The organism is Tritonibacter litoralis, assembly GCF_009496005.1.
Classification (GTDB): Bacteria; Pseudomonadota; Alphaproteobacteria; order Rhodobacterales; family Rhodobacteraceae; genus Epibacterium; species Epibacterium litoralis.
In genome coordinates this window covers 811,565-823,529 of record NZ_WIBF01000001.1, presented here as the reverse complement: position 1 = coordinate 823,529, position 11,965 = coordinate 811,565, and the positions used below count along the sequence as shown (strand labels likewise).

Here is an 11,965-nt window from a genome sequence, read left to right as displayed (position 1 = left end):
CGCGCCTCATTTGATCAGCTGGGCTGAACCTCCAGCCCGGCTTCGGTGAACTGCACCTGGCAGCCTTGGGCCAGCTCTTCGTGGAAGCATTTCTCCAGAAATCGATGTGCGTCGTCGCGGCCGCGCGCGGCAAAACGACGGGGGGAGGGGACCTTGGCGTTATTGGCAAAACCGGTGGCTGCATGCGCCCAGTGGAAAGGGTGGATTTCCTGCAAATGATCGCGTGTCAGCCAATTTGACGCCTCAGCAATTTTGGCGCGCACGGCTGTGACCTCGGGGGTGGCGGTCTCGCGCAGATTGATGCCAATGGCACAAAACGCAATCAACAGGTTTACGGTTTCCTGCGAGGGGCGGTTTTCAACAATGTCACGCAGGCCTTCTAAAAACAACGGAACGTCCAGCGATTGGCAGGCCGCGTCCTCACTTGTCAGCGCGTCAAAATAGGTCCAGGTGTACCCGCCCGCGCCCCAGATGTTTTGGGTCTGGGATGCAACGCGGCGGGCTTCCAGCTCCAACGCTTCGCCACCGCCGTATCGGCTGGGCGACATGGCGACCCCCAGCGCACGCATATTGCGATAGTTCAGCGGATCCAGTTCGATCAACTGCGCATAGGCGTCGGCCAGCTTCACGGCTGCCACCCCCTGTGTGGACATGGCCGCGCAAACGGCCTCTTGCAGAAACGGGCTGTCAGCCGCGGAACGTTCCAACGGTTCCATCAAGGTCCAGGCTCGTTTGAAATGGGCCTGGGCGCGGGCCTCAAATGTGCGGCTGGCTAGGTTTTGCGCGGCGTCGCTGCGCCAGGCCCAACCAATGTCCACATGGGCCGAGGCCACGAGTGCGGACATAAAAGGCTGACAGCCCATATTGGCGCGTGCTTCTTCCAATGCCATGATCCCGGCCAACAACGGCGCGTCATCCGGCGTCGGGCAGTGATCCAGCGCCTGTTCCACACCGTTCACCACATCAGATCGCGCGCCAAAGGCCATAAGGTCGGCAATCGGCAGGCCCACACCTGTGGCGGCCCGTGCGGTATCCGCCTCTTGCAAGTGTTGGATCAGATCGCCCCACCGTTCCTGGCGTGCCAAAAACAAACCGCGGGCGCGCGCATCCTGGCATTGCTGCTCATCCTCGCTGTCGTGTTGAACCGGGATCGACAATAAAGGAGAGACCTTTCGGCCAGGCTCAACCATATGGACCTGTCGGGTCACAGTCAAAGCAGGGGGCAACGGCAGGCGTGCGCGCAGGGATGCCGTTGCTTTGTGCAGCGGGGCAAGGGAGCGCAGCAGCGCGCGGGCCGCAGGGCGATGAGACGTAAGCATTCAGTTTTTCCGCAGATTGGCAGCATCTTGGGTTAACTCAAGATCCCGTGACTTTGGGGCGCAAAAATGGCCTTTGTGGGGATTTAGATGTGCCTGCAGAAAAAAGTTAACGTGCGCTTCTACTGATCATGGGGGATCTGGGTGGATTGTTCACGCTGTGGAAACCGGGGCGGGAAAAACCGCCCCGGTTCAATGTATTACGCTTCCAGGATGCGGGTGACCATATCCGAAGTGTCGCGGCTGAGCCCGTTTAGCCCTGCAATTTTCTCAAGCTCGGTTTGGATCAACCGCTGGCGTGTCTCATCATAACGCTTCCAGGTCTGGAAGCCTGCGCACATGCGGGCTGTGGTCTGCGGATTAAGGGAATCCAAAGCCATTAAGTTTTCAGCCAGCAAGCTGTAGCCCGCCCCACTGATGTGGTGGAACCCTGCATGATGCCCTGCAAGCGCGCCCATTACAGCGCGGAACCGGTTGGGGTTTTTGATCGTGAACAGGGCGTGCTTGGTCAGGGCGCGGGCTGTTTGTGCTGCGTTTTCAGGCTTGGCCGTGGCCACCTGCAGCGCAAACCATTTGTCCATGACCAGACGGTCTTCTTTCCATTGATCGAAAAAGGCCTGCGATTGATCCGCGCCTTTTTCAGCCCGCAGCAAACAGGCCAAAGCCGCATATTGCAGGGTCATATTGTCCGCCGCTTCAAACTGTTTCGCAGCAGCCGCGCCGCCATCCAATCGCGACAGCAGCGACAGAACCGCCCCGTTGAGCGCGCGTTTGCCCGCGCCTTCTGCATCCGGGACATAAGGTCCATCCACCGTGGTCGCCGCATAAAGGCGGGGCAGGCTGTCCGACAGGGCCTGCGCCAGGCTTTGGGCAAAGGTCTCTGCCGCGTCATGGATCTTTTCCGGGTCTGGCGTGTGGCCCTGTTCGAACAGAACCTGCGCGATCTGCGCCTGACTTGGCGGTTGCAGAACCAAGGCCCGGAACGCCGGGTCCTGGCTGTCATCACGCACCAGTTTGGTCAGCGCATCCAAATAGTTGGCATCTGGCGCCGCGCCATTCAGAACCATCCGCAACCGGGTGTCGGTGGCCAGAGCGTTGCCTGCTTCCCAACGGTTGAAGGGATCGGTGTCATGGGCCAGCAAAAACGCCCGCTCAGCGTTGCCCATTTGGCGGTCCAGGACCACAGGAGCGGAAAATTCGCGCAGGATTGATGCCACAGGTTTTGCGGCGAGCCCGGTGAAGGTAAAGCTCTGCTTGGCTTCTGTCATCTCCAGCACGGTGGTGGGCTGGATCTCGTCACCATTTGCCCCTAAGAGCCCGACAGCAATGGGAATGACACGCGGGTCTTTGGTGGGTTGCCCCGGCGTCGGTGCGGTTTCTTGTTCAAAGGTCAAGGTCAGTGTGTCGCCCACGAAGCTTTCAGAAACCTTCACCCGTGGTGTGCCGGCTTGACTGTACCACAGCTTGAACTGGGTCATGTCGCGGCCGGTCGCATCCTCGAACACTTTCAACCAATCTTCGATGGTGCAGGCCTGCCCGTCGTGACGGTCAAAATAAAGGTCGAGCGCTTTGTAATAAGCGTCATCGCCCACCAGCCGTTTCAACATGCCGATGACCTCGGCGCCTTTTTCATAAACGGTGGCCGTGTAAAAGTTGTTGATCTCCTGAAACTCTTCCGGGCGCGGTGGGTGGGCCAGCGGGCCGCCATCTTCAGGAAATTGTCGCGCGCGCAGGGTGATCACATCGTCAATCCGCTTCACCGGAGCGGACCGCATGTCGGACGTAAACTGCGCATCGCGGAACACGGTCAGCCCCTCTTTCAAACACAGCTGGAACCAGTCGCGACAGGTGATCCGGTTACCGGTCCAATTGTGAAAATACTCATGGGCGATAATCGCCTCGATCCGTTCGAAATTCGCATCCGTTGATGTCTCGGGTGAGGCTAAAACGCAGGATGAGTTGAAAATGTTCAATCCTTTGTTCTCCATCGCGCCCATATTGAAGTCATCCACGGCCACAATGTTGAAGATGTCCAGATCATATTCGCGCCCATAGACCTCTTCATCCCAGGTCATGGATTTCTTGAGCGCCTCCATGCCAAAGGCGCATTTGCCCTCATCTCCGGGGCGCACCCAGATATTCAGTTCCACATCCTTGCCAGATTTGGTGGTGAACCGGTCCGGGTGGTTGATCAGATCCCCGGCCACCAGCGCAAACAGATAGGCGGGTTTGGGCCAGGGGTCATGCCACTCCGCAAAGCCATCCCCCGTGGTGCCGGGATTGCCGTTGGACAACATCACCTTTTCCGACCCTTCGATGCGCACGGTAAAGGTCGACATCACATCGGGACGGTCGGGGTAATATGTGATCTTGCGAAACCCTTCCGCCTCACATTGGGTGCAATACATGCCGTTTGACATATAAAGCCCCTCCAGCGCGGTATTGCCTTGGGGGTCGATCTCTACCTCCGCTTCCCAGGTGAACGGCTGGCCCGGTACTGTGCATTCCAGCCCGCCATTGACCATTTGCGGCGTGACCTCCTGGCCGTCGATCTTGGCCCAGATCAGGTTGAGCGCCTCCCCATGCAGAAAGAAACGGGGATCCGCCGCGTCGGGCTTGGGGGCAAAGCGGATTTTGCTGATCACGCGGGTGGTGGTGGCGGCCAGTTTGAAGGTCAGCGCAACCGCTTCCACCTCAAACCCAAAGGGCGTGTAATCTTTCAGATAAAACGTCTCGGGCGCGGAGGCGGGAGCGGCGTCTTTCATCGCATATGATCCTGTTGTTTGGACGTATCCATTGTGGCGCTTGGCCATTTCTTTATCAGTAGGAGTGATCGGGAAGGGCAGCAAGAGGATGGCTGGAATTTGCCGTTTGATAAGGCGTCAGGTGATCTTATTTCCAACGAGTCCCTTGGTTTTTTTGAAACGCCTATTTAAAAATTGGTAAAATTAGTTTACCAGTCGGGGTGTAGACATGGTCTGTTGCCCGGTATGTCTTGGGGAAACGATGAGAAGGTGAGGAAGAAAAATGCGCGCGATCCAAAGTATCAAAGTGGCCGAAGAGCTGGTTGAGTTCATTGAAGCTAAAGCCTTGCCCGGCACTGGTATCACCGCGGATGCCTTTTGGACGGGGCTTTCCGATTTGGTGAACGGCAAAGGCGGAGAAAATCGCGATCTCTTGGCAAAGCGCAAAGATCTGCAAAGCCAGATTGATGCCTGGCATGTGACCCGCAAAGGCCAGCCCCATGATGCGGATGCTTACCAAGCGTTTCTGCGTGACATCGGTTACTTGTTGCCCGAAGGTGAAGCGTTTGAAATCGACACCACTGATGTGGATGCTGAAATCGCGCTGATGTCCGGCCCGCAGCTGGTGGTGCCGATCACCAATGCGCGTTTTGCCTTGAACGCGGCCAATGCGCGGTGGGGAAATTTGTATGACGCGCTGTATGGCACCGACGCGCTGGGCGGTCTACCTACAGGCAAAGGCTATGATCTGGATCGCGGCGCAAAAGTGATTGCCTACGCCAAGGCATTTCTGGATCAGGCGCTCCCGTTGACCGGCGCAACCTGGGCCGAGGTGACCGATGTTGCCGCGGCCCCTCTGGCGGATGCGACGCAATACCTCGGCCAGATGCAAGACGGCGATGCCGCGCGTTACCTGTTTCAAAACAACGGGCTGCGTATCGAAGTTCTGGTTGACGCCAACAACGCCATCGGCGCAACCGACCCGGCTCATATTGCGGCCGTGAACCTTGAGGCGGCCTTGTCCACCATCATGGATTGCGAAGATTCCGTGGCCTGCGTCGATGCGGCGGACAAGGTTCAAGCCTATTCCAACTGGCTGGGCCTGATGAAACAGGATCTGAGCGAGTCGTTTGAAAAAGGCGGCAAGACTGTCACCCGTATTCTGAACGGCGACCGCAGCTACACCGCGCCGGATGGCGCCGCGTTTGACGTCAAAGGGCGTTCGCTGTTGCTGGTGCGCAATGTGGGCCACTTGATGACCACTCCGGCGGTGCTGAACGCAGAGGGCCGCGAGGCGGGCGAAGGGCTGCTGGATGCCATGGTTACCGTCTTGATTTCGATGCACGATCTGAAAACGGACGGTGGCAATTCGCGATCCGGCTCGGTCTATGTGGTCAAGCCCAAGATGCACGGCCCGGAAGAAGTTGACTTTGCGGTGCGGATCTTTGATCACGTCGAAGACGTTCTGGGTCTGCCGCGCAATACCGTCAAACTGGGGATCATGGATGAGGAACGCCGGACCAGCGCGAACCTTATGGAGTGTATCCGTGCTGCAAAATCCCGCGTGGCCTTTATCAATACCGGATTTCTGGATCGCACCGGGGATGAGATCCACACATCGATGGAAGCGGGCGCGATGCTGCCCAAAGGAGAGATGAAGTCCACGCCCTGGATCACCTCGTATGAGGATCGCAATGTGGATATCGGCCTAGCCTGCGGCTTGAAAGGGCGCGCCCAGATCGGAAAGGGCATGTGGGCGATGCCGGACCGGATGGCAGATATGCTGGAGGCCAAGGTTGGCCACCCCAAGGCGGGCGCGTCCTGTGCCTGGGTGCCGTCTCCGACCGCCGCGACATTGCACGCCATGCACTACCACAGTGTTGACGTCTCTGCCGTTCAGGATGAGATCAAATCCGGCGGCGCGCGGGGCTCCTTGGCGGATCTGCTGACCATTCCGGTTATGCAGGGCGAAAACCTCAGCGATGAGGCCATTACAAATGAGATCGAAAACAATGCCCAAGGCATCCTGGGCTATGTGGTGCGCTGGGTCGATCAGGGCGTGGGCTGCTCCAAAGTGCCGGACATCAACGATGTGGGGCTGATGGAAGACCGCGCGACCTGTCGCATCTCGTCGCAGGCGCTGGCCAACTGGCTGCACCACGGTGTGGTGAGCGAAGCGCAGGTGATGGCGGCGATGCAGAAAATGGCCGCTGTTGTGGATGGCCAAAACGCAGGTGACCCGGCCTATCGCCCGATGGCGCCGGGGTTTGATGGCATCGCCTTTCAGGCCGCTTGCGATCTGGTTTTCAAGGGGCGTATCCAGCCATCAGGCTACACCGAGCCGGTCCTGCATGCCCGTCGTCTGCAGTTGAAGGCCGAAGGCTAAGGGATTGAGGGATCAGGCGGGGCAGGGACCATCCTGCGCGTCACAGAAACAAGGGAGAAACCAATGGCGATTTCATTGGATCAAGCCAAAACGATGATCAACGTAACGCGTGCCAAAGGGCGCGAGATGGGGCTGAAGCCTTTGTCGGTGGTGGTTCTGGACGCGGGCGGCCATGTGCTGGCGTTTGAACGCGAAGACGGCGCAGCACCGGGCCGATTTGGCATTGCGCAGGGCAAAGCCTATGGCGCGGTGATGCTGGGCATGTCCGGCTCTGCCCAAATGGCGCGTGCAGAACAGCAGGCCTTTTTCATGGCCGCGGTCAACGGGGTCTATGGGGGGCAGGTTGTGCCGGTGCCCGGCGGTGTTCTGGTGCGCGATGCAACAGGTGCCGTGATTGGCGCGCTGGGCGTCACCGGCGATACATCTGACAATGATGCCATTGCAGGCAAAGCCGGCGTGGAAGCCGCAGGCCTGCAGGCTGAAATCTAAGGCCAGTAGGTTTTGCCCTTAGCTTCGTTTTAAGGGCAGAACGCTATATCTTAATCCCAGGTGGTGCCGTTTTTTTGAGCGGCAGCGCCTGGGATGTTTTGTGCGTGGTTCCACAACGCCTTGCGCTGATGTGCGGAGTTGTCAAAACACGCACCGAAACGGTACCAATGCTGGGTGCATATGGTGCGTGCACAGTGCAGTGTTCAAAAGGAAGAGGTGACCCATGTCGCGCCCGCGCGTCGGAATTATCGGGAATTCGTATTTGCTGGATGAAAGCTATCCGGTGCATGCGGGTGGAACCATGAACTCTGAGGCGATTGCCGATGTGTCTGGCTGTCTGCCGCTGATGATCCCATCTGACCCGCGTTTTGTCTCGGTCGAAGAACTGCTGGACGCCTTTGATGGCTTCCTTCTGACTGGCGGCCGCCCCAATGTGCACCCCAATGAATATGGAGAGCCCGAGACCGAGGCGCATGGCGCTTTTGACCGGGCCCGCGATGCGATCACCTTGCCGCTGGTGCGCGCCTGTGTGGAGCGCGGACAGCCGTTTTTTGGCATCTGCCGCGGTTTCCAAGAGGTGAACGTGGCGATGGGCGGCACGCTCTATCCTGAAATCCGCGATCTGCCGGGCCGAATGAACCACCGCATGCCGCCCAATGGCACGCTGGAAGAGAAATTCGCCTTGCGCCACCATGTGGATTTCACCGAAGGCGGCCCTTTTGCGCGCCTTTTTGGCAGCACCCGTGTCATGACCAATACGCTGCATGGCCAAGGGATCAAGCAACCTGGCAGCCGTGTGGTTGTGGATGGTCAGGCCGAAGATGGCACGCCCGAGGCGATTTACATCAAGGACGCGCCGGGTTTCACCCTGTCTGTGCAATGGCATCCGGAATACCACGCGCCCACAGACCCGGTTTCACGCCCGCTGTTTGAAGCCTTTGGCGAAGCCGCCCACAGCTGGTCTGGCCGCTGATCTCCATCTGCCGGTAAGACCTGGACTGCGCACCGCTTGGGCTTGGCCCGGCGTGGCCGGTCGCATTTTGTGGAAAACAGAACTTCTGGAACACAGGATTGTAAACGCTGCCAAGCGTCTGTGCCCCTGTGCGTGCCTAATAACCAGGCGTTGGGTCTTTTGAGGGTGGTTTTTTGCGGTGTACAACGGTATGCTGATATTTGAAAATACAAAAACTACGTTAAACGGGCGGCGAACCAGAACATTGGTCGCCATACATGCTGCATTGCGGAAATTGTCTTTCGGATGTCGCAAATCGCCCCTAAATGTTCCTTTTCCGTTAATATGTGACAGCTTGTCGCAAGACCATTTCTGAAATGTCCGCGAAACTATGTTGCGTGGACAGCAAAGGATTGGTCCGATTGTGATAAAAAATTTCGCAAAGCGCTGGCTGGATATCCCTCCGGTCTGGCTCTTGTTGGCAATGTTCAGCGTATGGATCCAGGGGCGGTTTCTGCCTTTGGGCCCAGGGTTCAGTGGCCGTGTTCCGCCGGGGCTGATCTGGATCCTTTGGGGCTGTGCCGGGGGGCTGACCCTGGCTGCGGTTCTGCAGATGCGAAAGTTTCGAACAACCGTCCATCCCCATGAAAACGCAACACATCTTGTGACCAAAGGTGTTTTTGGGCTATCCAGAAATCCGATCTATGTCTCAGATGTTCTGCTCCTTTTGGGAGTTGTGGCTTGGGTCGGGTCGTGGGGCTCGTTTGCCATCGTGGCGCTGTTCATTTGGGTGTTGCAACACCGGTTTATTCGGGGGGAAGAACTGCGGCTAATGTCCCAGTTTCCTGACGAATGGGCCGACTATAGTAAAAGGACGCGGCGCTGGATGTAGCGGACTTTTGAGGGGTGCTGGGCTTGGACCGATGTCGCAGCACGCTTTATGTGTTGATCGTCCGAGTTTGGATTTCAAAAATACGATCCAAGCCGAACCGGCTGGGGACGTGAGAAATAAAGGGGAACGTACGTGAAATTAGGTACGCCAAAGGAAACATTTGCCGGGGAGGCACGGGTTGCGATGACCCCGGACTCGGCGCGCCAGTTGCAGAAACTGGGGTATGACTGCGCGATCGAAAGCGGAGCGGGTGTTGCGGCCGGCTTTGCAGACGCGTTGTATCAAGAGGCCGGTGTCGAGGTGATCGACGGCGCAGAAGCGCTGTGGAAAGCCGTCGATATTGTCGCCAAAGTGCGTGAGCCCGATGCAACCGAACTGACCTATCTGGAGAAGGGCAAGACGCTGATCTCCTTCTTCAACCCGGCTGGAAACGAAGCTGGAATGGAAGCGGCCAAGGACTCGGGCGCAAATGTGATCGCCATGGAAATGGTGCCGCGTATTTCCCGCGCCCAGAAGATGGACGCGCTGTCCTCGATGGCCAATATCGCGGGCTACCGTGCGGTGATCGAAGCGGGCAACAACTTTGGTCGCTTCTTCACCGGTCAGGTGACCGCGGCGGGTAAGGTTCCCCCGGCCAAGGTTCTGATCGTTGGCGCCGGTGTGGCCGGTCTTGCGGCGATCGGCACCTCCACCTCGCTGGGTGCGATCACCTATGCGTTTGACGTGCGTCCCGAAGTGGCGGAGCAGGTCGAAAGCATGGGCGCTGAATTCGTCTATCTGGATTTCGAAGAAGAGCAGCAGGATGGCGCAGCCACCGGCGGTTATGCTTCTGTTCAGTCGGAAGAGTTCCGCAATGCACAGCTTGCCAAATTCCGCGAGATTGCGCCGGACATCGACATCGTCATCACCACAGCGCTGATCCCGAACCGTCCAGCTCCGAAACTGTGGCTGGAAGATATGGTTCAGGCGATGAAGCCGGGTTCGGTGATTGTTGACCTTGCAGCCGAGCGCGGCGGCAACGTCGAAGGCACCATCAAGGATGAGAAGGTCGTGACCGACAATGGCGTGACCATCATCGGCTATACCGACTTCCCAAGCCGGATGGCGACCCAGTCCTCCAACCTTTACGCAACAAACATCCGTCACATGATGACCGACCTGACGCCGGAAAAAGACGGCCAGGTCAATCATAACATGGAAGACGATGTGATCCGGGGTGCAACTGTCACCCATGAAGGCGCGATCACCTTCCCGCCGCCGCCGCCAAAAGTGGCTGCGATTGCCGCGAAGTCTCAGGAAAAGCCCAAAGAGCTGACCCCGGAAGAGAAGCGCGAGCAGGAAGTCGCCGCGTTCAAAGCGCAGACCAAACAGCAGGTGACCCTGCTGGCGGTTGGTGCGGCGCTTCTGCTGTGTGTGGGCCTGATTGCCCCGGCAAGCTTTATGCAGCACTTCATTGTGTTTGTTCTGTCGGTGTTCATTGGCTTCCAGGTGATCTGGAACGTCAGCCATTCGTTGCACACGCCGCTGATGGCTGTCACCAATGCGATCTCTTCGATCATCATTCTGGGGGCGCTGATGCAGATCGGATCTGGCTCCTTCCTGGTGATCCTCTTGGGCGCATTGTCCGTCTTTATGGCCGGGATCAATATCTTTGGCGGCTTCCTCGTGACACGGCGCATGCTCGCCATGTTCCAGAAATCCTAAGGAGTACGGGTAGATGGAATTCGGATTTACCACTGCGGCCTATGTTGTGGCTGCTGTTCTCTTCATCCTGTCCTTGGGTGGTCTCTCTGGTCAGGAAAGCGCAAAGCGCGCTGTATGGTATGGCATTGTCGGCATGGCGCTGGCGGTGTTTGCAACCCTCATCGGTCCGGGATCGGGCCTGTGGGTTCTGTCGGTTCTGCTGATCGCAGGCGGCGGCCTGATCGGCTATATGCTGGCGTCCAAGGTCGAAATGACCCAGATGCCGGAACTGGTGGCCGGCATGCACGCGCTGGTTGGTCTTGCGGCGGTGTTCGTGGGCTTTAACGCCCATATCGAGCTGGGCCGTGTTCTGGCGATGGACGACAGCGCCAAGAAGGCACTGGAAGGCTTTGCAGCCCTTCTGGCCAAGAAAGACGGCGTGGAAATCGGCATCCTGCGGGTTGAACTGTTCCTGGGCGTCTTTATCGGTGCGGTGACCTTTACCGGGTCCGTGATCGCCTATGGCAAACTGTCGGGCAAGGTGACCTCGGCTGCGACCAAACTGCCGGGTGGGCATCTGCTGAACATCGCGGCGGCTGCAATCTCGGTCATTGCGCTGATCTGGTACATGAGCACCGGCGGCTTCTTCCCGCTGTTCATCATGACCCTGGCGGCGTTGTTCATCGGGTATCACCTGATCATGGGCATCGGTGGTGCGGATATGCCGGTTGTTGTCTCCATGCTGAACTCCTATTCGGGCTGGGCGGCTGCAGCGATTGGTTTCTCGCTGGGCAACGACCTGCTGATTGTGGTCGGCGCGCTGGTGGGTTCGTCAGGTGCGATCCTGTCCTACATCATGTGTAAGGCGATGAACCGGTCGTTTGTGTCCGTGATCCTGGGCGGCTTTGGCGGCACGACTGGTCCGGCGATGGAAGTCGAAGGGGAGCAGATTGCCATTGACGCAGACGGTGTTGCCGCAGCTCTGGAAGAGGCCGACAGCGTTGTCATCATTCCGGGCTACGGTATGGCGGTTGCGCAGGCCCAGCAGAATGTGGCGGAATTGACCCGTCGTCTGCGCGCCAAAGGCAAGAACGTGCGCTTTGCGATCCACCCGGTTGCGGGGCGTCTGCCAGGCCATATGAATGTTCTCTTGGCCGAGGCCAAGGTGCCCTATGACATCGTGTTGGAGATGGAAGAGATCAACGACGACTTCCCAGAAACCGACGTGGCGATTGTGATTGGCTCCAATGACATCGTGAACCCGGCGGCGCAGGAAGATCCGAACTCGCCTATCGCCGGCATGCCGGTTCTGGAATGCTGGAAAGCGAAACAGGTGTTTGTCTCCAAACGGGGGCAGGGCACAGGCTATTCCGGCATCGAGAACCCGCTGTTCTACAAAGAGAACACCCGCATGTTCTATGGCGATGCCAAGGCCTCGCTGGACAGCCTGCTGACGCTGATCAGCTAAGCGGTCAAAAGTCGAAACAAAGAACCCCGCCGGGC

At 58.3% G+C, this 11,965-nt stretch carries 8 protein-coding genes; 6 read left to right on the top strand and 2 right to left on the bottom strand.

Translation table 11 applies throughout. From position 1 onward, the window contains the following. Positions 1 to 14: 14 nt before the first annotated feature. Together GFB49_RS03985 and pepN are read right to left on the bottom strand one after the other, a co-directional pair. On the bottom strand, positions 15 to 1,319 hold the full coding sequence (locus GFB49_RS03985; protein WP_153214471.1) for a hypothetical protein: 1,305 nt from the start codon (positions 1,317 to 1,319) through the stop codon (positions 15 to 17). 197 nt (positions 1,320 to 1,516) lie between these two features. Continuing rightward, a complete protein-coding gene (gene pepN, locus GFB49_RS03980; RefSeq protein ID WP_153214470.1) occupies positions 1,517 to 4,081 on the bottom strand; it encodes an aminopeptidase N in 2,565 nt (854 codons plus the stop codon). A 262-nt stretch (positions 4,082 to 4,343) separates the two neighbouring features. Between pepN and GFB49_RS03975 the strand changes: the two genes are divergently transcribed. The 6 genes from GFB49_RS03975 (at position 4,344) to GFB49_RS03950 (ending at position 11,930) form a co-directional block, all read left to right on the top strand. Next, positions 4,344 to 6,446 carry a malate synthase G gene (locus GFB49_RS03975; RefSeq protein ID WP_153214469.1) on the top strand — a complete coding sequence of 701 codons (2,103 nt, stop codon included), beginning with the start codon at positions 4,344 to 4,346 and terminating at the stop codon, positions 6,444 to 6,446. A gap of 63 nt (positions 6,447 to 6,509) precedes the next feature. Beyond that, entirely contained in the window at positions 6,510 to 6,935 is a 426-nt protein-coding gene (locus tag GFB49_RS03970) for a GlcG/HbpS family heme-binding protein (RefSeq protein ID WP_153214468.1), read from the top strand. A gap of 223 nt (positions 6,936 to 7,158) precedes the next feature. Next, positions 7,159 to 7,908: a gamma-glutamyl-gamma-aminobutyrate hydrolase family protein gene (locus tag GFB49_RS03965; RefSeq protein ID WP_153214467.1), complete on the top strand. Its 750-nt coding sequence runs from the start codon at positions 7,159 to 7,161 to the stop codon at positions 7,906 to 7,908. A 403-nt stretch (positions 7,909 to 8,311) separates the two neighbouring features. Further along, the gene (locus GFB49_RS21170; protein WP_194269251.1) at positions 8,312 to 8,779 is read left to right on the top strand and encodes a methyltransferase; all 468 of its coding nucleotides are present in this window, start codon (positions 8,312 to 8,314) and stop codon (positions 8,777 to 8,779) included. A 132-nt stretch (positions 8,780 to 8,911) separates the two neighbouring features. Beyond that, a complete protein-coding gene (locus tag GFB49_RS03955; protein ID WP_343032460.1) occupies positions 8,912 to 10,483 on the top strand; it encodes a Re/Si-specific NAD(P)(+) transhydrogenase subunit alpha in 1,572 nt (523 codons plus the stop codon). A 13-nt stretch (positions 10,484 to 10,496) separates the two neighbouring features. Next, the gene (locus GFB49_RS03950; RefSeq protein ID WP_153214465.1) at positions 10,497 to 11,930 is read left to right on the top strand and encodes an NAD(P)(+) transhydrogenase (Re/Si-specific) subunit beta; all 1,434 of its coding nucleotides are present in this window, start codon (positions 10,497 to 10,499) and stop codon (positions 11,928 to 11,930) included. Positions 11,931 to 11,965 lie beyond the last annotated feature (35 nt).